Raw genomic sequence first — 25,915 nt, forward strand, 5'->3', positions numbered from 1 at the left:
TCAGGCAGCGTTCGCGCCGTGATGACGATGATCGGCCGCGCGCCACGTCGCGCCGCGATTGCGTCCCGCGGCGATGGTGAACGTGAGCGGCACGCCCGGCGAGACGCGTTGCGCGGCCGCGAGCGCGCGTTCGGCGTCCTGTGCGCTCGCGACGAACGCGAAGCCGACCGGACCCCACGACGTCTGGCCGATGCCCGCCTTCGTCTCGGCGGCGACGGCTTCGAGCGCGCGCGCGACGGCGGGGCTGGCGAACACGCCGCCCTGCACGGGCGCGAAGTATTCGCCGATGGTCTGTTGCAGGTCGGAGATGGCGTCGGCGTAGGTGTCGAAATCGCTTTCCGCGACGGCGGGGAGGATGCGCATCAGCACGAGATGGGCGAGATGCGCGGCGAGCGGCGCGGGGAAGGGCGCGAGCGATGCGAGGCCGCGCTTTTCTTCGTCGCCGTGGAGGCCTTCGCGCGAGGTGTCGTCGATGAGCAGCACGCGCCATGCATCCGGGAAGGGCTGGCGTGCGATGAGCGGCGGCAGTGTGGTCGAGAACACGTTGCGCGTATCGCGTCCGCCGTCGACGATCAGGCCGCCGTGATCGAAGCCATGTATGCCGATGCCGGAACGTGCGCCGCGTGCGAGGATTCTGGCGATGTCGGCGGTGGTGGCTGCGTGGCCTCGCACGCGGGCGAATGCGGTGCCGAGCGCCAGCGCCAGTTGCGTGCCGGAGCCGAGGCCCGTGTGGGGGCGCGGTGTTTCATGTACTTCGATGTCGATTGCCGGGCCCTGGCCTAACGCCGCTTCGAGTTGCCCGAGATGCTGTTCGATGCGTTCGCGCTGGGCATCGCTGACCGCGCCTTCGATAATCGCGGTGCGTCGCGATGCGGGCGCATGACGCGCGGTGATCCGCGTGCCGTGTGCGTCGATGGCGAGTCCCACGCTGCCGAATGCGCGGCCCAGGGAGCCGTTCGGATCGATGAAGCCGAGATGCAGGCGCGATGGCGATTCGACTGTGATCGCCGTGGGCGAGAGGCTTCCGGGGGAGGTCGGCATCGGATGGGGTTCCTTTGGGGCGGATTTTTTTTAAGGCCTATGGGATAGGCAAATCCTGTACCAAGTTGGTTTTTTGGTTTGTCGCCGGATCCCGTTTTCTTATTGGTCTATTGGCACTGCCCCTGTGCGGGGCGGCAGTCACTTTCTTTGCTGCTGCAAAGAAAGTAACCAAAGAAACAGCTCTCCCCAGCCTAAGCACTTCACACCGGCCGCGGCACAGGCGATTGGCTGAATGGCCCGGCAGTAGCGAGTGCCCCCACAAGCAGACAAGGGCTTGGACCGCGCACGGTCTGAGCCATCGCGCCACATAACGAACGGGTTCAGCACGAAATAGCTCCAGCCCGCTTCGCGGCCGATGGGTCAATCGGGGGCGCGGGTGCTTCTTCTTCGATGGTTTCCCTCGCATACCCAACGGCAGCGCGTAGCGCTGTGCCGATGCTCTTTCGTGCTGAACCCGTTCGTTATGTGGCGCGAGGTGTCAGACCGTGCGCGAGCCAAGCCCGGTTGGTCCTTTGGGGGCGACACTTAGGCGAGGGCCACGGCGGGCTGGCAAGCATGGCCAAACTGCGTGTGACCGCGGGCGAAGAGAAGCTGCTTTCTTTGGTTACTTTCTTTGCAGCAGCAAAGAAAGTGACCCCCGCCCCGGGGAGGGGCAGTGCTAATAGACCGACACGCTAACGGGATCCGGCGAAATCAACCCCCGTCATACTTGATATACCGAAACCGCTGATCATCGGAAGGCGTGCCCTCAAGAGGCCCATCCTCCTTCCCAGGTTGCCACTGAATAACCTCTTCGATCTTCGAAGCCAGAGCAAAATCCTTATCGGTAATCCCCTTAGCGGAATGCGTCTTGAGCTTGACGATGACAAACGCATAAGAAACGGTCAGATCCGGATGATGCCAGGCCGCTTCGGCAAGATGCCCGACGGTATTGACGACCATGAGCGTCCCTTTCCAGCTTTCGGTCTTGAACTTGCGTCTGAGCCAGCCATCCTCCACATACCAATGCTTGAGCGCACCGGTCAGACGCTGCTGGATCTCCTCGTCGGAATAGACCTTCTCGGCTTGAGCCATGGCGAAGCCTCCAAAAAAAGAAATCGACCAGCCAAGTATGCGCCAAAGAAAACATGCTGCATCGCGTCATGTCACGCGTTCCGCTTCTGTGTTCCATGCCGTTCATTTTTTCGCGTATTTGACACAGTATGTGTCGCCACCCAACAGGAACCCGTCCACTTGCGACACCATCCCCCGTCAAATTCCCGATTTAAAGCAGCGCGAGTTAAACCGGCATGGAATATGCAATTGGCCTCTCTACGCAAGAGTCCGGCTATGTACTGGACGAGGCGCAACTCGTTACCCGCATTTGAAGGCGCGCACGATGCACCCGGTAGCGTGGTCATCCCTGGGTCGGAGGCATCACCATTCTGGAGGAGACATGAACTTACGCACCCTGGTTCTTGGACTGGCGGTGGTCGCGACGGCTGGCCTGAATTCATATGTGGCCCAGGCCGACTCGCAACTCGATAGCCTGATCAAGAATCCCTCGAACTGGGCGGCGCAAGCGGGCGATTACTCTAATCACCGCTATAGCACGCTCAAGCAAATCAACGAAAACAACGTCGGCAAGCTACAGGTTGCCTGGACCATGTCGACTGGTGTGCTGCGCGGCCATGAAGGCTCGCCGCTCGTCATCGGCGACACGATGTATATCCACTCGCCGTTCCCCAACAAGGTCATCGCCATCAACCTGAAGGATCAGACCTTCATCTGGCAATACCAGCCGAAGCAGGACAATCAGGTCATCTCGGTGATGTGCTGCGATACGGTCAACCGTGGCCTTGCTTATGGCGACGGCAAGATCTTCCTCCAGCAAGCCGATACGAAGCTCGTCGCGCTCGACGCCAAAACCGGCGACGTCGTCTGGACCGCGCAGAACGGCGATCCGAAGAAAGGCGAAACCAACACCAACGCGCCGCACGTTTTCGGCGACAAGGTGCTGACCGGCATCTCGGGCGGTGAGTTCGGCGTGCGCGGACGTCTCGTCGCGTACAACATCAAGGACGGCAAGGAAGTCTGGAAGGCGTATAGCGTCGGCCCCGACAACGAAATGCTGATCGATCCGCAATCGACGATGACGTGGACCGACGGCAAGATGACGCCGGTCGGCGCGGACTCGTCGCTCAAGAGCTGGCAGGGCGATCAGTGGAAGTACGGCGGCGGCACCACGTGGGGCTGGTACGCATGGGATCCGAAGCTCAACCTTGTGTACTACGGCTCGGGCAATCCGGGCACGTGGAACCCGACGCAACGTCCGGGCGACAACAAGTGGTCGATGACGATCTTCGCGCGTGATCTCAACACGGGCAAGGCGAAGTGGGTCTATCAGATGACGCCTCACGACGAGTGGGACTATGACGGCGTCAACGAGATGATCCTCTCCGATCTGAACATCGGCGGCAAGAAGGTGCCCGCGATCGTTCACTTCGACCGCAATGGCTTCGGCTACACGCTGAATCGCGAATCGGGCGAACTGCTCGTCGCGCAGAAGTACGACCCGGCGGTGAACTGGGCCGACAGCGTCGATCTGAAGAGCGGCCTGCCGATACGCAATGCGAGCTACTCCACGCAGAAGGCCGGTCCGGATCACAACGTGAAGGGCATCTGTCCTGCGGCGCTCGGCTCGAAGGACCAGCAGCCTGCCGCATTCGACCCGGGTACGTCGCTCTTCCTCGTGCCGACCAACCACGTCTGCATGGATTACGAGCCGTTCCAGGTCGATTATGTGTCGGGTCAGCCATTCGTCGGCGCAACGCTGTCCATGTTCCCGGGCCCGAACGAGAAAGGCGCGATGGGTAACTTCATCGCGTGGGATGCGGCCAAGGGCAAGATCGTGTGGTCCAAGCCGGAGAAGTTCTCGGTGTGGTCCGGCGCGCTCGCAACGGCCGGCGGCGTGGTGTTCTACGGCACGCTCGAAGGCTATATCAAGGCAGTGCGCATCAAGGACGGCAAGGAGTTGTGGAAGTTCAAGACGCCGTCCGGGATCATCGGCAACGTGTTCACTTATCAGTATCAGGGCAAGCAGTATGTCGGCGTGTATTCGGGCATCGGCGGCTGGGCCGGCATCGGCATGGCGGCGGGTCTCGAGAAGTCGACGGAAGGCCTGGGCGCGGTGGGCGGCTACAAGGAGCTCGCGAAATATACGGCTCTTGGCGGCACGTTGTTCATCTTCGCGATTCCCGGCGGCTGATCTTCCCGGTTGATGTACGCCAGTCGATGGCAATGCGCGGCGGTTGCAATGGCCGCCGCGCCGAAATACCCCTAATACAAGACATGTTCAAGGAGTCAGACGTATGAAAGGCCGATCACTCTTGCTGCTGACGATGACGCTTGCTGCGTCGTCGGCTTCGTTTGCCCAGACGCCTCCGGGGCCGGGACAGATGAAGCCGGTCGCGTATAAGGTCGTCGATGGCAACAAGGTCGACAGCGACACGCTGCAAGGATGGAAGACCTGGCGCGCGCTGGCGTGCGAACGTTGTCACGGGGCGAAGCAGGAAGGCATGGTCGGCCCTTCGCTGATCGATGCTTTCAAGACGCTCGACAAGAACGAGTTCCATCGCACGGTATTCGGCGGGCGCGTGGACAAGGGCATGCCCGATTTCAGTTCCAGTCAGATGATGCAGAAGAACTGGGAGAATCTCTTCGCGTATCTGAAGGGACGCTCCGATGGCAAGATCAACCCGGGCGATCTGCAGGCAATCGATGCAAAATAAGGACGTTGCATCACCGATGATTGCTCTATTTCCCGGAGGTGTCGATGTCTGATCGCAATGCAAGCCGCGCCGCTTCGTTCCGATTCGCAGCCGTGCTATGCGCGGCGCTCGCGACGTTCCCGGCGCAACAGGCGTTCGCGCAGGGCGCGGGCGGACCGCCCCCCGACCTGCCGAACAACGATGGCGCGGACGGCGTGCTGCGCGTGTGCGCCGATCCCAACAACATGCCGCTCTCGAACAAGAAGGGCGAGGGCTTCGAGAACAAGATCGCGAGCCAGATGGCGAGCGATTTCGGCTACAAGCTCGAATACACGTACTGGCCGCAGCGCATGGGTTTCGTGCGCAACACCTTGCGCGAGAAAGTGCCGCAGACGGAGCGCTTCAAATGCGATCTGATCATCGGCGTGCCGAAGGGTTATGAGCTCACCGCGACCACGCGTCCCTATCTGCATTCCACTTACGCGATGGTGTTTCCGAACAAGCCTGAATACGCGAGCATCAAAACGCCGTCGGACCTCATGAATCTGCCTCCCGAGCAGTTGAAGAAGATGAAGCTCGGCATCTTCGTGAAGAGTCCCGCGACGGACTGGCTGCTCAGTCATGACCTGATCGGTCAGGCGGTTTCGTATCAGGGGCAAAGCGGCGATCCCGAGGCGTTTCCGGGCGAGATGATCGAACATGATCTGGCGCAGGGCAACGTCGATGCGGCTTTCGTGTGGGGGCCGATCGCGGGTTATTTCGCGAATCGCTCCGATAACAAGGTGCGTCTCGTGCCGTTCCCGCCGGGCACGCCGATTCGTTTCGACTATGAGATTTCGATGGGCGTGCGATACGGCGAGAAGGCGTGGCGTGACAAGGTCGATAACTGGATTGCATCGAATCAGCCGAAGATCGATCAGATTCTGTCGAGCTATCAGGTTCCCTTGCTGCCGTTGCAGCCGGAAAACGCGCAATGAAGCGAACATACGGGGGTTCGCTTTGCGCGTTGGCCGTGGCCTGCGCTGCACTGACGATGACGGTCGGTGCAGTGGCGGCGGACGCGCCCGCGTCCGGTGCGTCCGCGCCGGGCGTCGACATCAAGCCGGCCGAGCAACTGCTCTTCATGCAGCCTCATTTGAATGGCGTCGAGCCGCAGACCGAGCTTGATTACGCGGTGGATTATTCGGGGCCGCCGTCGAGGGTCAAGGATACGCTGCGCGTGCTCGTCGTGAGTCCGGGCAACAGCAAGAACGATGCGCATGTGACGGATCGCACCGGCGATGTCAATGTGCCTGGCGGGCTGCCGTGCAATCCGGCGATCATCTATTTTCTTGAGCACGACGTTGCGGAGATGGAGCAACTGACGGGCGGTCAGCGGCGCTACTTCCAGCAGCGCGTGCGGATGGCGCTGGCGGCGGGGCCGGCGATCACGCCGGTGTCGAGCGAATCGCTCGGGCTCGGCAAGCATGAGAAGGCACGGCAGGTGGTTATACAGCCGTATTTGAACGATCCGAATGCGGAGCGGTTTTCCAAGTACACGGGCAAGCGGTATACCTTTGTCATGGCCGATGATGTGCCCGGGCAGTTGCTTTTAATTCGCACCGAAGTGCCGGGGGAAGGGAATGATTTTGCGCATCCTTTGCAGAAGGAAACGATCGCGTATCAGGGGACGCTCAAGAATATGAGTCAGCCGGGGAGCGCACCGGTGAAGCCCTCGAATGTGCCTCGGGCTAGTCGGTGAGGGTTTTGTTTTTGTTGTTGCCGGATCCCGGTTTCGTGTCGGTTTATTAGCACTGCCCCTGTGCGGGGCGGCAGTCACTTTCTTTGCTGCTGCAAAGAAAGTAACCAAAGAAAGCAGCTCGTTTAAGCCCGCGGTCACACGCAGTTTGGCCATGCTTGCCAGCCACCGATGGCTCTCGCCTAAGTGTCGCCCCCAAAGGCCCAATCGGGCTTGGCTCGCGCACGGTCTGCCGCACCAAATGCTTTAAGGCGCTGGTTCAGCACGAAATAGTTTCGGCACAGCGCTACGCGCTGCCGTTGGGTTTATGAGGGAAACCGTCGAAGAAGAAGCCTACGCGCACCCGATTGACCCATCGGCCGCGAAGCGGGCCGGAGCTATTTGGTGCTGAACCAGTTTCTTGTGTGGTGCGAGGTGTCGGACCGTGCGCGGTCCAAGCCGCTATCTGCTTGTGGGGGCACTCGCTACTGCCGGGCCATTAGGCCAATCGTCTGTGCCGCGGCCGGTGTGAAGTGCTTAGGCTGGGGATAGCTGTTTCTTTGGTTACTTTCTTTGAAGCAGCAAAGAAAGTGACCCCCGCCCCGGGGAGGGGCAACGCTAATAGACCGACACGACCACAGGCCACCCATAGAAGCCCGAGCAAACCCACCTCCCCAAAAACCCTTGTGAACTTCATCCGTTCCCTAACCCTGCGCCAGTTGCAAATCTTCGTGATAGCCAGCCGCTGTCCGAGCTTCGCGCGCGCGGCCGAGGAACTGCACCTGACGCAACCCGCGGTATCGATGCAAATCCGTCAGTTGGAAGAAGCCATCGGACTGCCCTTGTTCGAGCGCGTCGCCCGTCGTCTCGCGCTGACGGAAGCCGGCGAAAAGCTATCGCATCACGCAACCCGCATCCTGGGCGAAATAAAAGACGCCGAAGACGCGATGATGTCGCTCACGCAAGCCGACAGCGGCTCGATCGCGGTGAGCATCGTCAGCTCGGCGACCTACTTCGCGCCCAAGCTTCTCGCGCTCTACAGACAGCAGTATCCAAAAGTCGACGTGCACTTCTCCGTCGGTAACCGCGAGACGCTTCTGCGTTTGCTGCAGGACAACGCGACCGACCTCGCCATCATGGGCCGGCCGCCGCCCGAACTCGGCACGACGGCCGAGCCGCTTGCCTACCATCCGCATGTGATCGTCGCGCCGCTGTCGCATCCATTGCGTCACGCAAAGGCATTCGATCTCCAGGAACTCGCGAACGATACATTCCTCCTGCGCGAACCGGGCTCGGGCACACGCGCGGTAGTGGAGCATGTTTTCAAGCAGAACCTTTTCGTGCCCGCGCGCAGCGTCACGCTCGGCAGCAACGAGACCATCAAGCAGGCGGTAATGGCGGGAATGGGCGTGAGCCTCATCTCGCTGCACACGTTGTCGCTGGAATTGCGCACCGGTGAAATCGCCGTGCTCGACGTGAACGGCACGCCCGTCGAACGAACCTGGCAACTCGTGCATTCACGCTCGAAACAACTGTCGCCCACGTGTCTCGCGTTTCGCCGCTTTCTCCTCGAACACGCCGAACCGTTTCTGGAGCGCGAATACGCGCAGTTCGGTCTGCGCCGGCCCAGACGCCTCGCTGAAGCGGGCGGCGTCCGATGAGCGTCGCGCAGGCCTCACGTCTTGTCGTGTTCGTCATACTAATTGCATGCGCGACGATTGCGCGCGGTGAGACCGCGCTATCGGTCAGGCAAATCGCGCCTGGTAATTACGCGCATCGCGGTCACGACGACGTCGCAACGCCCGAAAACGGCGGCGATATCGCGAACGTTGGCTTTATCGTCGGCACGCGCTGCGTCGCGGTAATCGATACGGGCGGCACGCTCGCCGAAGGCCGCGCGTTGCGCGCCGCAATACGCGCCGTCACGCCGCTGCCGGTTTGTTATGTCATCAACACGCACATGCATCCGGATCACATCTTCGGCAATGCGGCTTTCAAGGGCGATCATCCGCAATTCGTCGGCAGCGCGGCGCTTGCGCAAGCCGAAGCCTCGCGCGCGGACAACTACATGCGCGCGCTGAACCGCGAGCTGGGCAGCGCGGCGGCGGGCAGCGAGATCGTCCCGCCGACGAAGACAATCGACGGCATCGGCACGCTCGACATCGGCGGACGCACGCTCACGCTGCGCACATGGAAAACCGCGCATACCAACAACGATTTGACGGTATACGATGAGAAGAGCGGCACGTTGTGGACGGGCGATCTTTTGTTCGTGCGCTGCATTCCCGTCGTCGATGGCAGCGTGACCGGCTGGCTCGACGATATCGCCCGCATTCGCCAGATGAATCCGCGTCATGTCGTGCCGGGGCACGGTCCGCTCGATCCGCCGTGGCGGCAATCGCTCGACGCCGAGCAACGCTATCTCGCCGATCTGGCGCGCGATGTGCGTGCGGCCATCAGGAAGGGCGAAACGATCCAGCAGGCCGTCGACAGCATCGGCGTCGACGAGAAGGATGACTGGCTCCTCGTCGACATGTATCACCGTCGCAATGTGACGGCCGCTTATGCGGAGCTCGAGTGGGAGCAGTAGTGCAGCATTGGAGGGACATCATGAACACAGCATGGTCCGGCGCTCGCGCGATGTCGATAGCGAGCCTCGCCGCAGCGCTCCTCGCGCCATATGCCGCGCAAGCGGCGCAGCCCAACGACGATCCCGAAAAGGTGGCGCGCTGGCTCGACTTCAAGGAAGGCACGTTCAAGGGCCGGGCGATCGATCCGCACGGCGATGCCGTCATCAAGCTCGACGCGCCCGCGCGCGCGGCGGACGCATCGGTCGTACCGATCGCGGTCAACGCGCAATTCCCGCAGACGCCCACGCATTACATCCGCAAGCTCTATCTTTTCATCGACGAGAACCCCGAGCCTTATGCGGGTTCGTTCGAGTTCACGCCGGAATCCGGACTCGCGACGATCGAGACGCGCGTGCGCGTGGAAGACTACACGTTCATGCGCGTGATCGCGGAGACGAACGACGGCAAGCTCTATAGCGCGATTCGCTTCGTGAAGGCATCGGGCGGCTGCTCTGCGCCCGCCGACAAGGACGAGGACGCCGCCGAACGCGCTGCCGGACAGGTCAAGATTCAGGCCGACGGGAAGGCCGTTGCGGGCAAGCCCGAACTCGCGCAAGTGATGGTGCGCCATCCGAATCGCACCGGCATGGCGATGAATCAGGTCACGCGCAATTACGCGTCGGCATACTTCATTCGCAAGGTTTCGGTCACGTATGCGGATAAGCCGGTGATGATCGCGAACGTCAATTTCTCGATCAGCGAGAATCCGAATTTCCGCTTCTATTTCGTGCCTTCCGGGAACGGCGAATTGAAAGCGCATATCGAGGATACGAAGAACAAGCAGTGGGAAGGCGCCGTGGCAGTGAGCGCGCAACCGGGCGGCGCGCAAACTTCGGCGATGAAATGACGGCGTGCCGATTGCGGGCGCTCGTCTGCATGCTGCTCCTTGCATTGAGCACGCTCGCGCACGCGGCGATGAGCGGCATGCCCGCGCCCGTCGCGATCGCGCCGGGCGTGTACGCATTCTTCGGCGACAACGATGCAGTGGCGCCCGCGAATCACGGCATCGTGTCGAACAACGGCTTCATCGTCGGGCAGGATGGCGTGACGGTGATCGACACGGGGTCGTCGTATCGCTATGGCCGCGCGATGATCGAAGCGATCCGCAAGGTCACGCCATTACCGGTGAAGCTCGTCATCATCACGCATCAGGCGCCCGAGTTCGTGTTCGGCGCGGCCGCGTTCCGTGACGACGACGTGCCGATCCTCGCTCACGCGCGCGCCGCGCAACTGATCCGCGAGCGCTGCGCGATCTGCCTCGCGAATCTGCGCAAGACGTTGGGCGAAGATGAAATGGCCGGCTCGCGCGTCACGGTGCCCGATAAAACCGTGAACGGCACGACGGAAATCGAGAGCGGCGGGCGCAAGCTGCAACTGCTGCACTTCGGGCCCGCGAGCACGCCCGGCGATCTCGCCGTGCTCGATACGCAAACCGGCGTGCTCTTCGCGGGCGGGCTTGTCTCGAACGGACGCATACCCGAATTGCGCAACGAGCAGATTCCCGGCTGGCTCGCCGCGCTGGAAAATCTGCATGCGCTCGACCTGAAGACGGTCGTTCCCGGCTTCGGCGCGCCATTGCGCGGCGACGACATCATGCGCACGGGCGATTATCTTCGCGAGCTGGATGTGTCCGTAAAGCGCGCCTACAAGAGCGGCATCGGCCTCACTGAGGCGATGCATACCGTGCAGGTGCCCGCGTTCAAGGACTACAAGCTCTATGCGATCGCGCAGCCGCAGAACGTGCAGCGCATCTATCTTCAACTCGAAAAGCAGTGACGCGTTGATGCAAGCCTTCTTCTAACGCCGTACAACCACCAGGAGACACCACGATGGCCCAGCTCGTAGCGCTATACAAGCATCCGTCCGACCCGAAGGCATTCGACGAATACTATGCTTCGACCCATGCGCCGCTCGCGAAGACGCTGCCGGGCTTGCGGCGTTACGAGATCAGCACGGGGCCGGTCGTGGCGGCTTCGGGCGATTCGCCCTATCACCTCGTCGCGCTGTTGCAGTTCGATTCGCTCGAAGCCATTCAGACCGCGCTCGGCTCGCCCGAAGGCCAAAAGACCGCCGGCGATCTCGCGAATTTCGCGCAGGCCGGCGTCGAGCTATTGATGTTCGATTCGAAAGAAGCCTGACACCGCTTATGCCTTCGGGGACGCGCGCGCGTCTCCGAAGCGCCTCGTCTTTCCTCAGTCTATTTCCCGAATTCCAAGACCCGCATCGTTGAATGGGGATGCTGCACGGTTTTGTATCCATCGATACAATACGTTTTGTATCGACCGATATAGAACGTCGGTCCCTTCAATTCGATGGAGCAGGGCTATGGCGCGACCGCGCAATTTCGACGAGGACAGCGTGCTCGATGCCGTTGCCGAAGCGTTCTGGACGCACGGCTACGAAGGCACGTCCACGCGCGACCTCGTGCAGTACACCGGCCTTACGCAGCCGAGTCTTTACAACGCTTTCGGCGACAAGCGCGCGCTCTTTCTGCGTGCGCTCGATCACTATCTCGAACACACCTTGCGCGAGCGCATTCAGCGGCTCGAATCGTCGATGACGCCCGACCGAGCGATCACCGCGTTCTTTCGCGAGATCGTCGAGCGTTCCGTATCGGACGAACATCGGCGGGGCTGCATGCTGGTCAACGCGGCGCTCGGCGCATCGCCGGAAGACGAGGAGTTTCGCGAACTCATCGCCGAGGAGATCGCGCTGATGCGAGCGTTCTTCGAGCGCTGCATGAAGGCCGGCCTGAAGAGCGGCGTTATCGAGCGCGTGATGTCCGCCGACGCTGCCGCCACCAGTCTCCTCGCCGTGCTGCTCGGCGTGCGCGTGCTGGCGCGTGTCGATCCGAAGCCTGCGTTGCTGAGCAATGCCGTCGGGCCGACGCTGGCGATGCTCAAGCTGCCGCCGCTCGGTCTCACCGCCGGCAAGCGCTAACTCTCGCATCTTTCACGTCACTTTGTCCGGCCGCGTGCAAACGCAACGCGCCGCAGGAGTCGTCATCATGTCGGATCAAACGATATCGGCCATTCGCGCCGATCAGCACACTTCACTCGATGCCCGCGCGCTTTTCGCGATGCTCGCGGGCTTTTGCGCGAGTCTCGTCGCGATCGGTCTCGCGCGCTTCGCTTATACGCCGCTCATTCCGCCGCTCATCGAGGCGCACTGGTTCACGTCGTCGCAGGCGGTGACGCTCGGCGCTGCGAATTTCGCGGGGTATCTGGCGGGCGCGCTTGTCGGCCGCGCGATTGCCAAGGCGCTCAGCAATCGTCACGCGCTGCGCCTTTTGATGGCGATCGCAACCGCCGCGTTCTTCGCGTGCGCGTTTCCGTTGTCGATCGCATGGTTCTTCGCTTGGCGCTTTCTGTCGGGTCTGTCGGGCGGCGCGATCATGGTGCTCGTCGCGACCACGATCCTGCCGCATATCCCAGTCGCGCGTCGCGGCTTCGCGAGCGGCATGATCTTCATCGGACTGGGCTTCGGCATCGCGGCATCGGGCACGCTGATCCCGAAGCTCTTGCATCACGGCCTGCACGACACGTGGATGGGTCTCGGCATTTTTTCGCTGGCACTGACCGCGATTGCGTGGTTCGGCTGGCCCGCATCCAATCCTTCCGCTGTGGCAGCGCAAGCCGCGACGACACAAACGGATGCGCACGGCGGCACGCGCCTGCGGCTCCTGTACGCGCAATACGCTGCGAACGCCCTCGGCCTCGTGCCCGTGATGATTCTGCTCGTCGATTGCATCGCCCGCGGTTATGGCCGCGGCGCCGGAGTGGGCGCGAGCTATTGGGTGCTGTATGGTGTGGCCGCCATTTTCGGGCCGCTGATCTGCGGCAATGCGGGCGATCGTTTCAGCTTCGGTATGGCGTACCGTTTCGCGTTGGCGTTGCAGGCGTTCGCGGTGGCGTTGCTGGCTTTATCCGCGAACCCGTATGTGATCGGCGTCGCGACAGTCGCGCTCGGCATCTCGACGACCGGCATCGTGCCGCTCGCGCTCGGCCGCGTGCATGAGCTCCTGCCGCACGATCATGCCGAACAGCGCGCGGCGTGGAGCCGGGCGACATCGGCATTCGCGCTGTGCCAGGCGCTCGCGGGCTATGGCTATTCGTTCCTGTTCTCGCATACGCATAACAACTACGCGCTGATCTTCGCGTGCGGAGCGTTTGCGCTGGCGGTCGCGTTCGTTGCGGATCTCGTCGTGAATCGCAAGCGCGCCGAAGCCTAATCGATGCGGCCGGAGGACGAATCGCCGGAGTCCTCTTCCGGATCCGCTACGCTCAAGTCCTCGCGCCGATGGTTGATCACGAGAAATACACTCATCAACACGAGAAACGCGACGACGAGCATCGCGGCATTGATGAGCACGCGTTCATAGCCGAGTTCGGCGACGTTGATGAACGGATAGGGATAGAAATCGGAGAGACTTCCGCGCCAAAGCGTGATGCAAAGATAAGAGAGCGGATAGACGAGCCAGAGCGCACATCGGCGCAATGACAGATGAAAGCGCGGCACGAACAGAAACCAGTACAAGGCTGCGAGCGCCGGCACGAGCGTGTGCAGCGATTCGTTGACGAGCGCGCGATAACCCGATGGCGTCCATAGATATCGCAGCAACGCGTTATACGCGATGCCGACGAACACGATATACACGACGATCGCCGTCACGACAGTCGGCTTTCGAAACAATCGCGCAACGGGGAATTGCGCACGTGTCGCGATGCACGTGAAGCAAAGCGCGGTCAGCAGCACCGTGAGGTTCGTCAGATAGCTGCTCATGCGCGCGATGCCGTCGAACACGGTGAAGCCGCGATGGACCACACGCGCGACGGTGATGTCCATTTGCGCGGCGAACGCGAGCCACGCGATCATCGCGATGGCTGCCGCGACCGCGAGCGATGCGGTGCTCGGTGTATGAAGCGGCAAGTCGGGCTCTTGCCGGGGAGGTTGGGCGGGTGGTTTCGACATGACGCTCAATGTACTGGTGGGGCAATCATTAACGGCAATGCAACAACTCGCGCCGGCGAAGTTCAATTCAGAAAACTCCTATATTTGGGGATGTTACTCGCGCGGTAATTTTCGGGCTGCCCATGGGTTCGCTTGGATAGTGGGAAGAAGACGTCGAACTGGATTCCCTTCGGACGGAGCGTTATAAGTTCTGACACCGATGACAACAAGCCCAGCCCGTGCGCTGGGTTCGTTATCAAGGAACGGCTGGCAGTGGTGTGATGATCTCTTGCCGTGCTGAACGAGCACGCAGACGCAAGAGTCGACGGCAAGCCGGTTCGTTCAATCCGCCGCGCCCGCGAACCTGATCTACCGACACAGCACAGACGTAGTTTGTTGCCATCGCAACGACGTAGGCCGTTCACGCTCGAGCAATTGGATTGCCGAAGCTCACTACTTTTGACGTGCTCTCAGCACGCTCTATGAAATATATGAACCAAGATTGTCCAGTGGTGCGTCGGCGTATCTCGCTCGTGGTGCCTTTTCATAATGAAGCCGCGGTAATTAGCCAGTTTTTCGTTTCTGTCACTTCTGTATTGCGCGGTCTGCCGGACGCGGACTATGAAATTGTTTGCGTCAACGATGGCAGTACCGACGCCACCCTCGATATGTTGCTGATGGCTTGCAAGCACGATCGGCACGTACTCGTCGTGGATCTATCGCGGAACTTCGGTAAGGAGGCTGCGTTGACCGCGGGCATCGACGCCGCGACCGGCGATGCGGTGATTCCCTTCGACGCGGATCTGCAAGATCCGCCCGAAGTCATCCCTCGACTTATCGAGCGATGGCGAGAAGGCTACGACGTAGTGCTCGCGAAGCGCGCCGAACGCAACACGGACACATGGACCAAGCGCGGCACTGCAATGCTGTTCTATCGCGTTCACAACGCTATTTCCGAAACACTTATTCCTAACGACGCAGGCGATTTCCGTTTGATGTCGAGGCAGGTTGTAGAAGCCCTTAAACAGTTGCCGGAAAATCGGCGATTCATGAAGGGCCTCTTTGCGTGGGTGGGCTTTCGCACGACGCAGATCGAATACGTCCGCAGTTCTCGTGCAGCAGGAAAAACGAAATTTTCCGCATGGAAACTGTGGAATTTCGCGCTCGAAGGACTCACGAGCTTTGGCACATTGCCGCTGCGAGTGTGGACATATATCGGCGGCGCCACTGCTTCTTTTGCAATTCTCTACGCGCTTTACCTGACTCTGCGCACGCTGCTTCGCGGCGCTGATGTTCCCGGTTATGCATCGATTATCACGGCGGTGCTGTTTCTCGGTGGTGCGCAACTTGTGGGAATTGGCGTGATCGGCGAATACGTCGGCCGTATTTACATGGAAGCGAAACGACGCCCTGTCTATATCGTGCGCAAGGTCTACGGATCGAGCGATGCATGACATCTCGCGTTCGCAACGCGCCTGACGATTCAACGCATATCTTTAAACAATCAATCTCCGATGTCAGACACTAAACTCGTCCGGCCTAGTGCCGCCAGCTCGGCAATATCTGTTATTGACGATGGCCGTACACGACACCTCATCTGGCTGCTGCCTGTCCACGCGATCGTCTGGATCATCTGCGCGTGGCTTTCTCGCGGCAATCTCGACATTCAAGGCGACATGATCGAGAACTACGTCTGGGGCATCGAATGGCAGGCCGGCTACGCCAAGCACCCGCCGCTGTTCGCGTGGATCACGGCAGCATGGTTCCGCGTCTTTCCCCACACCGACATTGCTTATTTCGCGCTTTCAGCAACCAATTCGATGATTGGCCTTCTCGGCATCGTCGCGTTGTCGCGGTGCTTCGTACCGCGCAGGCTTGCCACCATCGCAGGGCTCGCGATGGCCGTATCGCCGCTCTACTCGAACCTCGCGATCAAGTTCAACGCAAACTCGGTGTTGCTCTCGGTGTGGCCGTGGACAGCTTACTTTTTCGTGCGCTATATGCAGACGCGTAGCTGGCGAGCGGCGATTGCAGTCGGAGCGCTGGCCGCCGCCGCAGTGCTCGGCAAGTACTTTTCGATAGTGCTGCTGATCGCGCTGTTCATCGCGATGCTCGTGCGACCCGCCTGGCGCGCACGCCTTTTTGACTGGCGCGTGCTACTGGTCGCAGCGACAGGTGCGATCGTGCTGGCACCGCACATTCACTGGCTCGTGGTCAATCGCTTCCCGACCCTCACCTACGCCGACGAACGTACAGGCGGCACAATTCTGGCCGCAGTGGCGCGTTTCGGCGTCTATACGCTCGCGCAGATTGGCTATCTCGCGTTGAGCTTCATCGTGACGCTCGTGCTGGTGCGTGAACGACGAAGTCAGGCTGCCCGGCTGATGGCCGCAAGCGTCGCAAAGCCTTCGCTCAACCCGGACCTCTGGTGGCTCGCCCTCGGCCCCCTGATGGTCGTAGGCATGATCGCGGTACTGTCCAGAACACAAATGGCTTCGGTGTGGGGCATGGCGCAATGGTTCGCTATCGTGCCCTTGTGGCTGGCCGTTCTGGACCGCGCCGGATTCACATTCAGGCCTGAGCGGGCGGTTCGTACGCTTGCTTGCTACTGGCTGATCGTGTTCGCAGCCACCGCTGCAATCGGCTACATGGGTGCGCTGCGCAACACCGACGATGCCGCCGAACCGCGTGCGGAACTCGCCGAAGCAGCGCACGCCCTGTGGAATCAGCGCTTCCGGCACGATATTCCTGTGGTGGCGGGTTCTGGCCATGAAGCGCAATCGATCGCTTTCTACAGTGACGGCACCATGCGCTATTGGGACATGTCCAAGCCTGAAACGACGCCTTGGTTGAGCATCGCGGACCTGAAGCGGCGCGGCGCGCTGTTCGTATGCAGGGAGATCGATACGCCTTGCATAAAGGAATCCAAGACGATAACCAACGCGATGCCAGTCAGTGTCGCCGTCAACAAACACGCGTGGGGACGCTCGCTGCCAGCGCGACATTACCTTCTATTTGTCCTGACACCGCTTCACTGACCGCAAGTCCGCGCGACCGAGAAATTCGCGCCGCGCCGACTCGTCCCGCAAGACCGCTAATCATCCCAGCTTGACCACCGCGTCCCGCAACGCCGTGCGCAAGCCTTCCTCGACCACCGGATGATAAAAAGGCATCCGCAGCATCTCATCGACCGTGAGCTTCATCTGCAAAGCCCACGCCAGCAAATGCGCGATATGCTCCGCATCCGGCCCGATCCATTCGGCGCCGACAAAGCGGCGGCTCGCGCGATCGACATACACATGCATCAGCCCGCGATTCCTGAGCATCACGCGGCTGCGCCCCTGATCTTCGAAACTCACTTCGCCCGTCGCGAACGCGCCTTGCGTCAGGTCGGCGTGACGCGCTCCGACCATCGCGATGCCAGGGTCCGTGAACGCAATCGCGATCGGCGCGCGACGTTCGACCGGTGCGACATCCGGATAGCGCGCCGCGTTCGTACCCGCCGCACGGCCTTCATCGGCGGCTTCGTGAAGCAAGGGCAGCACGCCGTTCGCATCGCCCGCGATGAACACCGGATGCGTGCCCGCCTGCAAGGTCAGCGGATCGTAGACAGGCGAGCCATCGTCATCGAGTGCGAGCGACGTGTTTTGCAAGGCGAGCCCGCCGATATTGGCTTTGCGTCCCGCAGCCACGAGCACGTAATCGAACGTGTCTTCGATCAGCTCTCCCGCGCCGGACACATAGCGCAAGCGCACCTCATCGCCTTCGCGCGACGCGGCTTCGACTTGCGCACGCGGTTCGAAACGAAACGCCTCGCTGAACACGCGTTCGGCATATCCGCGCACATCCGGATCGCTCAAAGGCCCGACGCGCCCACGCGCACCCAGCAGCGACACGCGCACGCCCAGTCGCGCCAACGCCTGACCGAGTTCCAGCCCGATGACGCCCGCGCCGATCACCGCGACGCGCTTCGGCAGGTCGTCCCATGCGAACACGTCGTCGTTGATGACCGCCCGATCGCCGAGCGCGCGATACATCGCCGGCATGACCGGGCTCGATCCCGTCGCGATCACGACACTCTTCGCGTGCACCTTCGTGTGCTCGCCGACCAGCAACAGGTTGTCGTCGATGAAACGCGCGTAGCCGGTGAGCTTGTCCGCTTCGGGCATCGCATCGACGCCCGCGACGACGAAGCTCACGAAGCGATCGCGCTCGCGCTTCACGCGCGCCATCACCTCGCGCCCGTCGATGCGCACCGCGCCGTCGATATGCACGCCGAATGCATCCGTGTGGGTCGCGTGGTGCGCGGCATCGGCGGCCGCGATGAGCAGCTTCGAAGGCATACAGCCGACACGCGCACACGTCGTTCCGTGCGCGCCGCCTTCGATGAGAATCGCCGAAGCGCCCGCCGCCTTCGCCGCGCGATACGCGGAGAGCCCCGCGCTGCCTGCACCGATGATGGCGACATCCGTATGGATCGTGTTCATGATGAAGTCCCGAATGGTTGTTGCATTTGTAGCCATCATGGCGCGCGGCAAGTGAAATGCGAATGCTCGTTCGGATCGATTTCCTGCTCAATCGTCTCAAGCGACGCACGCCGAAGTCATGTATTCATCTAGACGTCTCATGCGCGTCACCGTCTCGTCATCTTGGCTTCCTAGAATCTCCCGAACGTTTCAGCGCGCCGTTTGAGCGCGCCCATCGAGGGAAGCTATGGACGCAATTCGCATCGAGCGTCTCACCAAGACGTTCAGGAATGGCCGCAAGGCGCTCGACTCCGTCGATCTGCGCGTGGAGGAGGGCGAAATGGTCGCGCTCATCGGCGCTTCGGGTTCCGGCAAGTCGACGCTGCTGCGGCATATCGCGGGCTTTACGGCATCCGACCCCGCGCCGTCGCACGTCACGCTGCTCGGCCGGCCGATCCAGCAGAACGGCAGGATCGTGCGCGAAGTGCGATCGATTCGCCGCGACGTCGCCTTTGTGTTTCAGCAGTTCAATCTCGTCGGACGCCTTTCGGTGCTGACCAATGTGCTGATCGGCGCGTTGTCGCGCGTGTCGCTGTGGCGGCGTCTCGCGGGGCGTTTTCCGCGCGGCGAGCGTTCGTTCGCGATGGAATCGCTCAGTGCGATGGGCATCGGCGAGCACGCGTTCGAGCGCGCGAGCAATCTGTCCGGCGGCCAGCAGCAACGCGCGGCACTGGCCCGCGCGCTCGTGCAGCGCGCGCGCATCGTGCTCGCCGATGAGCCGATCGCATCGCTCGATCCCGAATCGGCGCGCCGCGTCATGGAGCTGATGCAGACGCTCAACCGCGAACACAACCTGACGGTCGTCGTATCGCTGCATCAGATCGATATCGCGATGAAATATTGCCCGCGCACGATCGCCCTACGCGATGGCCGCGTCGTGTTCGACGGCGCGAGCGAGCGTCTCACGCCCGTCGTGCTGCGCGAGCTTTATGGCGCGTCGGCGGACGAACTGCTCACGAATCACAGCGCGCCAAGCGCAAACATGCAAGCTGCAACGGCCTTCGCAACAGCCGCGAGCATCTGAGTTTCGAACCCAACATCAACCCTGGATCGCATCATGAAAACAGCCCGTTTCTTCCTGGCTGGCGCCGCGCTCGCGTCTTGCCTTCTGACGCAGACCGTCCTTGCCGAGACGATCAACTTCGGCATCATCTCGACGGATTCGTCCGCCGCGCTCAAGGAGCGCTGGCAACCGCTCATCGACGATCTGAACAAGCAGACCGGCCTCGACGTGAAGGCCTATTTCGCGACCGACTATGCGGGCATCATCGAGGCGATGCGCTTCAACAAGGTGCAGATGGGCTTCTTCGGCAATGCGTCGGCGATCGAAGCCGTCGATCGTTCGAATGGCGAAGTCTTCGCGAAGGTGAAGTACAAGAACGGCGAGGCGGGCTATTACTCGCTGCTCATCACGAACGCGAACAGCAAGTGGAAGTCGCTCGATCAGGTGCTGAAGAACACGAAGGACATCAATCTCGGCTTCGGCGATCCGAACTCGACTTCGGGCACGCTCGTGCCTTCGTACTATCTGTTCGCGAAGAACGGCATCAATGCGAAGAGCGCGTTCAAGAGCGTGCTGCCGTCGAGCCATGAGTCGAACATGCTGGCGGTCGTGAACGACAAGATCGATGTCGCGACCAACAACACCGACATGCTCGACACCATCAAGACGCAGCATCCGGAGACGTATCCGAAGGTGCGCGTGCTCTGGAAGTCGCCGCTGATTCCGTCGGACCCGCTCGTGTGGCGTCGCGATCTGCCGCAAGCGACGAAGGACAAGCTGCGCAATTTCTTCGATCACTATGCTGAAAAGGACCCGCGCGAGCAGGCGGTGATGGCGTCGATCTCGGGTTATTCGGGCTTCGCGGATTCGTCGAACGCGCAGCTCGTGCCGATTCGTCAGATGGCGCTCTTTCAGAAGAAGGAGCAGGTGCAGAACGATGCGCATCTCGACGCCGCCGACAAGCAGGCGAAGATCGCGGCGCTCGATCAGAAGATCGCCGCGCTCGACAGCACGGCGGCGAAGTAAATGAAGCCGCTCGACGCAGCCACGTTCGAGGCCGGCATCGTTCGTCCGGTCCATGCGAGCGCGCCCAAGCGTAGCTGGACGTCGATGCTCGGCTGGATCGTCGTGATCGCCGTGCTCGGATTGTCATGGAAGAGCGCCGATATGCGTCCGCTCGATTTGCTCGGCGCATCGGGCAACATGAGCCAGTTCGCACGCGACTTCTTTCCGCCGGACTTCAGCGAATGGCGCACCTATGTGCATGAAATGATCGTGACGCTCGCGGTCGCGGTGTGGGGCACGGCGCTCGCGCTGGTCTGCGCGGTGCCGTGCGGCTTGCTCTCGGCGCAGAACATCGCGCCGGTGTGGATCTCGCAGCCGGTGCGCCGTCTGATGGACGCGTGCCGCGCGATCAACGAAATGGTCTTCGCGATGCTGTTCATCGTCGCGGTCGGGCTCGGGCCGTTCGCCGGCGTGCTCGCGCTGTGGGTGCATACGACCGGCGTGCTCGCCAAGCTCTTCGCCGAAGCGGTCGAAGCCGTCGATTCGAGGCCCGCGGAAGGCGTGCGCGCGACGGGCGCGAGCAGTCTCGATGAAATCGTCTACGGCGTGCTGCCGCAAGTGCTGCCGTTGTGGATCTCGTTCGCGCTGTATCGCTTCGAGTCGAACGTGCGTTCGGCGATGGTGGTCGGCATGGTCGGCGCGGGCGGCATCGGCGTCGTGCTGTATGAGGCGATCCGCTCCTTCAACTATGCGCAGACGGCGGCGGTGATGCTGATCGTCATCGTGATCGTGTCGCTGATCGATGTCCTGTCGGGCTGGGTGCGCGAGCGCGTCATCTGAACCGCTTCATGAGCTTTCGATGCCGAGCGCCGTGATCAGGCGCTCGCGTCGTTCCAGCGCCTGCAGCGAGCGCTTGCCGAGATGCGCCGCGACGAGATTGAGCAAGCCCTCGCAAAACACGAGATACGCGCCCATGCTGTTGCTGAAGAAGCTGCTCTCGTGCGGAATGAGAAACGCGTGACGCGCGGGCGGCACGAGCGGCGACGCGAGGGTATCGGTGATCGCGATGACTTCCAGTCCGGCTTCCTTCGCGGCGATCGCGGCTTCCGCGACGCTGCGCGTATAGGGCGCGACGCTCGTGACGAGCACGACATCGCCGGGCTGCAACTGCGCGAGCCCTTCGGCGACGCCGAGACCCTGCGCATCGAGCAGCGCGACATCGGTTCGGATCATGCCGAGGCCATAGCAGACGAAACTCGCGAGCGCGCTGAACTGGCGCAGACCGTGAATGCGCACGCGCTTCGCATCGGCGAGCAGACGCGCCGCGCCGCGCAACTCCACGGGCGATAACTGTGCGATGAAGCCTTCGACATTGCCGATCGATTCACGCGCGAGCTTCACGACCATATCGACTTCGGGCGCGGCATCGTGTGCGTGCGTCTTGCTGCTCGCAACGATGCGCTCCGCCTGCTGGCTATAGAAATGCCGGTGCCGTTCCGCGAGGCTGTCGCGAAAGACGCTCTGAAAATCGGCGAATCCCGCGTAGCCGAGCCGGGTCGAGAGACGCGTGAGCGTGGACGCATTGACATCGAGCGATGCCGCCAGATCGGTGATCGTGCGCACCGCCACTTCCTCGGGACGTTCGAGCAGCTTCGCGAGCACGGTATGCGCCTTGCCGCCGAGCGAGACGTCGGCTTCGTCGCGGCCGATACGTATCACGAGCGCGCGCAAGCCATCGACGCTGCGCGGCGGCATCTGCGTGCCTGCTTCAGCAACGCTCGCGCGACGTCCCTTCTGTTTGCCTGTGTCCATTGATCATCCGGTACCGGGCGGGCTGCCCGGGATGTTCGTGAACCTCCCATTCTATGTGAGACGCGCCAATCGCAATGTCGGCGGTGGCGAGGGTGTTCTCGTCGTCGGGATCGTCGGGATGCGTGCGATGAATCGGCAACGCGGCGTCTTCGCGATCGGCGAGGACCGCGAGCGGATCGATTGCTTCGTTCGACGCGACCAGCGCATCGCCGCGTCGTTGCCGATGAAGCGACGAATCCGTGATGATCTGCGAGAAGCCGTGCATCGCCGGATGAATCGCGTGATTCGCATGCAGCGACGGTTTCTGCACTTCGACGACGGAGCAATCGTGCGCGCTGAATTCGACGCTCAGGAGCGCAGGGCTTTTGCAATCTGCGAGCGTCAGATGAAAGCCGCCCGCACGCGGGTTATCGCGCACGATGGACACCGCTTCGCCGATATCGGCTGCATCCAGGATCGCGCGCGTGATCGCCATGCGCGGCACGCCCGCGACGACCTCACGCTGACGCAGATTGTTCACGGTCATCGCGAGGCCGTTGTCCGTCACGGCAAACGTATGTCCCGGCAGCGAACCGGGATAGACGAAGGCCGCGAAGCTGGCGCCGCCATCGATCTCGCACTGTGCGATCGCGCAATGCCCCGCGAAACCGGGAAAGCCATCCTCGTTGTGACTGACGCGCCGCAGCTCAGCGCCGGGAAGCTGCACGGTGGTGCAGCCATCGGGCGACATCGCCCAGACATCGCCGCGGCAGTTCCAGAGGAAGACGTCTTCGAAGGGCAGGGCGAGTCCGGCGGCCAGGCCGTGAAGCTCCTCCCACACGCGTGGAAAGCGCTCGCGCACGAGCGCGGCCATCGCGCTCGATGTCTCGCTGCCACGCCATTGCATGACCGTTCCCCACGCGCGCGTTTTCAGCAGATAAGCGTGCACCGCGTGAGCGCCGAATCGGCCGAGGGCTTCGCCCGCATCGCGCGACGAGCCGGAAATTTCGATGAAACCAAGTGCCGCCATAAATTCAGGTAGTTCGATAAGGTTATTCGACGTGTTGCAGGAAATCGCGCAAACGCTGGTTAGGCGGATTATCGAGCAATTCGGCGGGCGGGCCATCGACGGTGATATGTCCGTGCTCCATGAAGATGAGCCGCGTGCCGACCTTGCGCGCGAAGGCCATCTCGTGGGTGACGACGACCATCGTCATGCCTTCTTCCGCGAGCGCCTGCATCACGCGCAACACTTCCTGGCGCAGTTCGGGATCGAGCGCGGAGGTGGGCTCGTCGAAGAGCATGAGCTTGGGCTTCACCGCGAGCGCTCGCGCGATCGCGACGCGCTGCTGCTGTCCGCCCGACAACTCGCTCGCATAGTGCCCGACGCGCGCGCCGAGCCCGACCTTCGTCAGCAGATCGCGTGCGAGCGTTTCGGCGTCGGGCTTGCTCATGCCGCGCACCTGACGCGGCCCGAACGCGACGTTTTCGAGCGCCGTCATCTGCGGAAACAAGTTGAACTGCTGAAACACCATGCCCGCTTCCTGACGAATCTCGCGCACCTTGCGCGTGCCGCCGAGCACGCTGATGCCATCGACGACGAGATCGCCGCCATCGATCTGCTCCAGTGCGTTGATGCAGCGCAGAAGCGTCGATTTGCCCGAGCCCGATGGCCCGATCAGCACGACGACTTCGCCCGCGTCGATGTCGAGATCGACTTCATCGAGCACGACGGTCTTGCCGAAGCGCTTCGTCACGCTCTTGAACTGCACCATGTGGCCGTTGTGGTTCATCGTATTCATAGGATGCGCATTCTCCTTTCCATCGTGCGCAGCCCGAAGGTCAGCGCACCGATCATGCAGAGATAGATGAGGGCGACGGCCGTCCAGATTTCCACCGCGCGAAAGTTCGACGCCATGATTTCCTGACCCTGCCGCGTCAATTCGCCCACGCCGATCACGATGAAGAGCGACGTGTCCTTCAGGCTCACGATGAACTGATTGCCGAGCGCGGGCGTCGAGCGCCGCAGCGCCACCGGACCGACCACGAATGCGAGCACGCGCCAGCCGGGCATGCCGAGCGCGAGCCCCGCTTCGCTGAGACCGCGCGGCACCGAAAGAAACGCGCCGCGCACGATCTCGGCGATATACGCGCCCGAGTTGATGATGATCGACGCGATCGCCGCCGTCATCGCATCGACGCGCACGTGCAGCACCAGCGGCAAGGCGAAGTAGATGAACATCACCTGCACGACGATCGGCGTGCCGCGCACGAATTCGATGTACGTGAACGCGATCCGCTGGCACAGCGCGTTGCCATAGGCGCGCATCAGGCCGAACAGCAGGCCGACGGCCAGGCCGCCCGCGAGCCCTGCAAGGGTGATCAGCACCGTGAGACGCGCGCCGTGCATGAGCGCGGGGATAGCGTCGACGATGACCGACAAATCGAACTGCATGCTTGTTCTCCGGAAGGCCAGCGATCAGGACTTTGCCGGCTCGACGCCTAACCACTTCTTGTAGATGGCCGCATAGCGCCCGTCGGCCTTGATCTTCGCGAGCTCGGCGTTGACCTTCGTGACGAGCGGGCTGCCCTTCGGAAACGCGATGCCGTATTGCTGCGCCATCATCTGCGCGCCGACCGCCTTCACGCGCGACTTGCCCGCGGTGTGGATGTAGTAGAGGACGTTGGGCGTATCGTGCATCGCGGCATCGACGCGGCCGGTCGCGAGTTCGAGATACGCGTTGTCGATGTTCGGGAACGCGCGCAGGTCGGTGCTCTTGAAGTTCGCCTTCGCATAATCGAAGGACGACGTGCCGGTCTTGACCGCGAGCGTTTTGCCTTTCAGGTCGTCCGCGCCCTTGATCGCGCTGTCTACCGGCACCATCAGCGTGAAGCCGCTGTCGTAGTAGCCGTCAGAGAAGTCGATGACCTTCTTGCGCTCGTCCTTGATCGTGATGCCCGCGAGCGCGACATCGACGTTATGCGTCTGCAGCGCGGGCAGGATGCCGCTGAAGTCCATCGGCTGCAGCTTGTAGTCGATCTTCAGATCTTTTGCGATTTCCTTCCACAAGTCGATGTCGAAGCCGACGTATTCGTTGCCCTGTCGGAACTCGAACGGCACGAACGCGGTATCGCATGCGACGACGAGTGTCTCGGCGCGTGCCGCGCTTATGAGGGAAAGGGCGGTGATGGCGGCTACGGCGAGTTTTGCGGCGAGTTTCATGATCGACCCCTTGTCGAAGGTTTTTGCAAATGGATTTGCTTCGTTTATGATATTGCAAATCGGTTTGCGAAGTGTCGGTGAACGAAAATCGGCTTGCAACTAGGGGTTTACGCGAAGATGAGGGGAGACCGCGCCTCCCGGACGGGGTTTCGTGGAATCCTGATTTCGTGTCGGTCTATTAGCACTGCCCCTCCCCGGGGCGGGGGTCACTTTCTTTGCTGCTGCAAAGAAAGTAACCAAAGAAAGCAGCTCGTTCAGGCCCGCGGTCACACGCACGTTG

25 protein-coding genes are annotated in these 25,915 nt (G+C 61.9%); 16 read left to right on the forward strand and 9 right to left on the reverse strand.

Annotation, left to right across the window (positions count from 1 at the left end; all coding sequences use genetic code 11):
- Positions 1-1,041 (reverse strand): beta-ribofuranosylaminobenzene 5'-phosphate synthase family protein, encoded by a 1,041-nt coding sequence (locus QCE73_RS26325; protein ID WP_309884259.1) that lies wholly within the window; start codon positions 1,039-1,041, stop codon positions 1-3.
- A 693-nt stretch (positions 1,042-1,734) separates the two neighbouring features.
- Positions 1,735-2,115: a 4a-hydroxytetrahydrobiopterin dehydratase gene (locus tag QCE73_RS26330; RefSeq protein WP_238294053.1), complete on the reverse strand. Its 381-nt coding sequence runs from the start codon at positions 2,113-2,115 to the stop codon at positions 1,735-1,737.
- Between the two features lie 361 nt (positions 2,116-2,476).
- Between QCE73_RS26330 and QCE73_RS26335 the strand changes: the two genes are divergently transcribed.
- The 11 genes from QCE73_RS26335 (at position 2,477) to QCE73_RS26385 (ending at position 13,368) form a co-directional block, all read left to right on the forward strand.
- The gene (locus QCE73_RS26335) at positions 2,477-4,288 is read left to right on the forward strand and encodes a methanol/ethanol family PQQ-dependent dehydrogenase (RefSeq protein ID WP_035510986.1); all 1,812 of its coding nucleotides are present in this window, start codon (positions 2,477-2,479) and stop codon (positions 4,286-4,288) included.
- 103 nt (positions 4,289-4,391) lie between these two features.
- Positions 4,392-4,811 carry a c-type cytochrome gene (locus QCE73_RS26340; protein ID WP_309884260.1) on the forward strand — a complete coding sequence of 140 codons (420 nt, stop codon included), beginning with the start codon at positions 4,392-4,394 and terminating at the stop codon, positions 4,809-4,811.
- 44 nt (positions 4,812-4,855) lie between these two features.
- Complete coding sequence (locus tag QCE73_RS26345; protein ID WP_187605298.1) at positions 4,856-5,767, forward strand: substrate-binding domain-containing protein; 912 nt, start codon at positions 4,856-4,858, stop codon at positions 5,765-5,767.
- Positions 5,764-6,531 carry a hypothetical protein gene (locus QCE73_RS26350; protein ID WP_035510982.1) on the forward strand — a complete coding sequence of 256 codons (768 nt, stop codon included), beginning with the start codon at positions 5,764-5,766 and terminating at the stop codon, positions 6,529-6,531. Before QCE73_RS26345 ends, QCE73_RS26350 begins: the two co-directional genes overlap by 4 nt.
- Positions 6,532-7,193: 662 nt before the next feature.
- Positions 7,194-8,168: a LysR family transcriptional regulator gene (locus QCE73_RS26355; RefSeq protein ID WP_035510980.1), complete on the forward strand. Its 975-nt coding sequence runs from the start codon at positions 7,194-7,196 to the stop codon at positions 8,166-8,168.
- Positions 8,165-9,097: a quinoprotein relay system zinc metallohydrolase 2 gene (locus QCE73_RS26360; protein ID WP_309884261.1), complete on the forward strand. Its 933-nt coding sequence runs from the start codon at positions 8,165-8,167 to the stop codon at positions 9,095-9,097. The genes QCE73_RS26355 and QCE73_RS26360 overlap by 4 nt, the downstream gene beginning before the upstream one ends.
- A gap of 20 nt (positions 9,098-9,117) precedes the next feature.
- Positions 9,118-9,984, forward strand: a complete 867-nt coding sequence (locus tag QCE73_RS26365; protein ID WP_309884262.1) for a quinoprotein dehydrogenase-associated SoxYZ-like carrier — start codon at positions 9,118-9,120, stop codon at positions 9,982-9,984.
- A complete protein-coding gene (locus tag QCE73_RS26370; RefSeq protein WP_309884263.1) occupies positions 9,981-10,913 on the forward strand; it encodes an MBL fold metallo-hydrolase in 933 nt (310 codons plus the stop codon). Before QCE73_RS26365 ends, QCE73_RS26370 begins: the two co-directional genes overlap by 4 nt.
- Positions 10,914-10,966: 53 nt before the next feature.
- Positions 10,967-11,275 carry an EthD family reductase gene (locus QCE73_RS26375; protein ID WP_238217287.1) on the forward strand — a complete coding sequence of 103 codons (309 nt, stop codon included), beginning with the start codon at positions 10,967-10,969 and terminating at the stop codon, positions 11,273-11,275.
- A 187-nt stretch (positions 11,276-11,462) separates the two neighbouring features.
- The gene (locus tag QCE73_RS26380) at positions 11,463-12,077 is read left to right on the forward strand and encodes a TetR/AcrR family transcriptional regulator (RefSeq protein WP_309884264.1); all 615 of its coding nucleotides are present in this window, start codon (positions 11,463-11,465) and stop codon (positions 12,075-12,077) included.
- A gap of 67 nt (positions 12,078-12,144) precedes the next feature.
- Complete coding sequence (locus QCE73_RS26385; RefSeq protein WP_309884265.1) at positions 12,145-13,368, forward strand: YbfB/YjiJ family MFS transporter; 1,224 nt, start codon at positions 12,145-12,147, stop codon at positions 13,366-13,368.
- On the opposite strand, the gene QCE73_RS26390 is transcribed toward QCE73_RS26385, so the two are convergent.
- Positions 13,365-14,108: a Pr6Pr family membrane protein gene (locus tag QCE73_RS26390; RefSeq protein ID WP_309884266.1), complete on the reverse strand. Its 744-nt coding sequence runs from the start codon at positions 14,106-14,108 to the stop codon at positions 13,365-13,367. The genes QCE73_RS26385 and QCE73_RS26390 overlap by 4 nt on opposite strands.
- Before the next feature lie 470 nt (positions 14,109-14,578).
- Here QCE73_RS26390 and QCE73_RS26395 point away from each other — a divergent pair, with 470 nt between their 5' ends.
- On the forward strand, positions 14,579-15,541 hold the full coding sequence (locus tag QCE73_RS26395) for a glycosyltransferase family 2 protein (protein ID WP_035510995.1): 963 nt from the start codon (positions 14,579-14,581) through the stop codon (positions 15,539-15,541).
- Positions 15,542-15,601: 60 nt separating this feature from the next.
- Positions 15,602-17,125 carry a glycosyltransferase family 39 protein gene (locus QCE73_RS26400; RefSeq protein ID WP_309884267.1) on the forward strand — a complete coding sequence of 508 codons (1,524 nt, stop codon included), beginning with the start codon at positions 15,602-15,604 and terminating at the stop codon, positions 17,123-17,125.
- Between the two features lie 60 nt (positions 17,126-17,185).
- On the opposite strand, the gene QCE73_RS26405 is transcribed toward QCE73_RS26400, so the two are convergent.
- Positions 17,186-18,574, reverse strand: a complete 1,389-nt coding sequence (locus QCE73_RS26405) for a dihydrolipoyl dehydrogenase (RefSeq protein ID WP_309884268.1) — start codon at positions 18,572-18,574, stop codon at positions 17,186-17,188.
- A gap of 226 nt (positions 18,575-18,800) precedes the next feature.
- On the opposite strand from QCE73_RS26405, the gene phnC reads away from it, so the two are divergent.
- The 3 genes from phnC (at position 18,801) to phnE (ending at position 21,461) form a co-directional block, all read left to right on the forward strand.
- The gene (gene phnC, locus QCE73_RS26410; protein WP_309884269.1) at positions 18,801-19,637 is read left to right on the forward strand and encodes a phosphonate ABC transporter ATP-binding protein; all 837 of its coding nucleotides are present in this window, start codon (positions 18,801-18,803) and stop codon (positions 19,635-19,637) included.
- 33 nt (positions 19,638-19,670) lie between these two features.
- Entirely contained in the window at positions 19,671-20,642 is a 972-nt protein-coding gene (gene phnD / locus QCE73_RS26415) for a phosphonate ABC transporter substrate-binding protein (protein WP_309884270.1), read from the forward strand.
- An 84-nt stretch (positions 20,643-20,726) separates the two neighbouring features.
- Positions 20,727-21,461 (forward strand): phosphonate ABC transporter, permease protein PhnE, encoded by a 735-nt coding sequence (gene phnE, locus QCE73_RS26420; protein WP_309885262.1) that lies wholly within the window; start codon positions 20,727-20,729, stop codon positions 21,459-21,461.
- Between the two features lie 6 nt (positions 21,462-21,467).
- On the opposite strand, the gene QCE73_RS26425 is transcribed toward phnE, so the two are convergent.
- The 5 genes from QCE73_RS26425 to glnH are packed head-to-tail and all read right to left on the reverse strand — an operon-like array spanning position 21,468 to position 25,635.
- Positions 21,468-22,433, reverse strand: a complete 966-nt coding sequence (locus tag QCE73_RS26425; protein WP_309884271.1) for a MurR/RpiR family transcriptional regulator — start codon at positions 22,431-22,433, stop codon at positions 21,468-21,470.
- Positions 22,390-23,442 carry a C45 family peptidase gene (locus QCE73_RS26430; protein WP_309884272.1) on the reverse strand — a complete coding sequence of 351 codons (1,053 nt, stop codon included), beginning with the start codon at positions 23,440-23,442 and terminating at the stop codon, positions 22,390-22,392. The genes QCE73_RS26425 and QCE73_RS26430 overlap by 44 nt, the downstream gene beginning before the upstream one ends.
- 22 nt (positions 23,443-23,464) lie before the next feature.
- Positions 23,465-24,214 (reverse strand): glutamine ABC transporter ATP-binding protein GlnQ, encoded by a 750-nt coding sequence (gene glnQ / locus QCE73_RS26435; RefSeq protein WP_309884273.1) that lies wholly within the window; start codon positions 24,212-24,214, stop codon positions 23,465-23,467.
- Positions 24,211-24,867 (reverse strand): glutamine ABC transporter permease GlnP, encoded by a 657-nt coding sequence (gene glnP, locus QCE73_RS26440; protein WP_035510955.1) that lies wholly within the window; start codon positions 24,865-24,867, stop codon positions 24,211-24,213. The genes glnQ and glnP overlap by 4 nt, the downstream gene beginning before the upstream one ends.
- A gap of 24 nt (positions 24,868-24,891) precedes the next feature.
- Positions 24,892-25,635: a glutamine ABC transporter substrate-binding protein GlnH gene (gene glnH, locus QCE73_RS26445; protein ID WP_309884275.1), complete on the reverse strand. Its 744-nt coding sequence runs from the start codon at positions 25,633-25,635 to the stop codon at positions 24,892-24,894.
- Between the last annotated feature and the right edge of the window lie 280 nt (positions 25,636-25,915).

Origin of the sequence: Caballeronia sp. LZ029 (assembly GCF_031451275.1) — a bacterium.
Taxonomy (GTDB): Bacteria; Pseudomonadota; Gammaproteobacteria; order Burkholderiales; family Burkholderiaceae; genus Caballeronia; species Caballeronia jiangsuensis.

Excerpts from the sequence above, each read along its gene's own strand:
- QCE73_RS26425 (WP_309884271.1), bottom strand. The coding sequence starts at position 22,433 with ATGGACACAGGCAAACAGAAGGGACGTCGCGCGAGCGTTGCTGAAGCA.
- phnD (WP_309884270.1), top strand. The coding sequence starts at position 19,671 with ATGAAAACAGCCCGTTTCTTCCTGGCTGGCGCCGCGCTCGCGTCTTGC.
- QCE73_RS26375 (WP_238217287.1), top strand. The coding sequence starts at position 10,967 with ATGGCCCAGCTCGTAGCGCTATACAAGCATCCGTCCGACCCGAAGGCA.
- QCE73_RS26325 (WP_309884259.1), bottom strand. The coding sequence starts at position 1,041 with ATGCCGACCTCCCCCGGAAGCCTCTCGCCCACGGCGATCACAGTCGAA.
- QCE73_RS26335 (WP_035510986.1), top strand. The coding sequence starts at position 2,477 with ATGAACTTACGCACCCTGGTTCTTGGACTGGCGGTGGTCGCGACGGCT.
- phnE (WP_309885262.1), top strand. The coding sequence starts at position 20,727 with ATGCTCGGCTGGATCGTCGTGATCGCCGTGCTCGGATTGTCATGGAAG.
- QCE73_RS26405 (WP_309884268.1), bottom strand. The coding sequence starts at position 18,574 with ATGAACACGATCCATACGGATGTCGCCATCATCGGTGCAGGCAGCGCG.
- QCE73_RS26430 (WP_309884272.1), bottom strand. The coding sequence starts at position 23,442 with ATGGCGGCACTTGGTTTCATCGAAATTTCCGGCTCGTCGCGCGATGCG.
- QCE73_RS26380 (WP_309884264.1), top strand. The coding sequence starts at position 11,463 with ATGGCGCGACCGCGCAATTTCGACGAGGACAGCGTGCTCGATGCCGTT.
- QCE73_RS26365 (WP_309884262.1), top strand. The coding sequence starts at position 9,118 with ATGAACACAGCATGGTCCGGCGCTCGCGCGATGTCGATAGCGAGCCTC.
- QCE73_RS26370 (WP_309884263.1), top strand. The coding sequence starts at position 9,981 with ATGACGGCGTGCCGATTGCGGGCGCTCGTCTGCATGCTGCTCCTTGCA.
- QCE73_RS26350 (WP_035510982.1), top strand. The coding sequence starts at position 5,764 with ATGAAGCGAACATACGGGGGTTCGCTTTGCGCGTTGGCCGTGGCCTGC.
- QCE73_RS26330 (WP_238294053.1), bottom strand. The coding sequence starts at position 2,115 with ATGGCTCAAGCCGAGAAGGTCTATTCCGACGAGGAGATCCAGCAGCGT.
- glnP (WP_035510955.1), bottom strand. The coding sequence starts at position 24,867 with ATGCAGTTCGATTTGTCGGTCATCGTCGACGCTATCCCCGCGCTCATG.
- QCE73_RS26340 (WP_309884260.1), top strand. The coding sequence starts at position 4,392 with ATGAAAGGCCGATCACTCTTGCTGCTGACGATGACGCTTGCTGCGTCG.
- glnQ (WP_309884273.1), bottom strand. The coding sequence starts at position 24,214 with ATGAATACGATGAACCACAACGGCCACATGGTGCAGTTCAAGAGCGTG.
- QCE73_RS26390 (WP_309884266.1), bottom strand. The coding sequence starts at position 14,108 with ATGTCGAAACCACCCGCCCAACCTCCCCGGCAAGAGCCCGACTTGCCG.
- phnC (WP_309884269.1), top strand. The coding sequence starts at position 18,801 with ATGGACGCAATTCGCATCGAGCGTCTCACCAAGACGTTCAGGAATGGC.
- QCE73_RS26360 (WP_309884261.1), top strand. The coding sequence starts at position 8,165 with ATGAGCGTCGCGCAGGCCTCACGTCTTGTCGTGTTCGTCATACTAATT.
- QCE73_RS26395 (WP_035510995.1), top strand. The coding sequence starts at position 14,579 with ATGAACCAAGATTGTCCAGTGGTGCGTCGGCGTATCTCGCTCGTGGTG.
- QCE73_RS26345 (WP_187605298.1), top strand. The coding sequence starts at position 4,856 with ATGTCTGATCGCAATGCAAGCCGCGCCGCTTCGTTCCGATTCGCAGCC.
- QCE73_RS26385 (WP_309884265.1), top strand. The coding sequence starts at position 12,145 with ATGTCGGATCAAACGATATCGGCCATTCGCGCCGATCAGCACACTTCA.
- QCE73_RS26400 (WP_309884267.1), top strand. The coding sequence starts at position 15,602 with ATGTCAGACACTAAACTCGTCCGGCCTAGTGCCGCCAGCTCGGCAATA.
- glnH (WP_309884275.1), bottom strand. The coding sequence starts at position 25,635 with ATGAAACTCGCCGCAAAACTCGCCGTAGCCGCCATCACCGCCCTTTCC.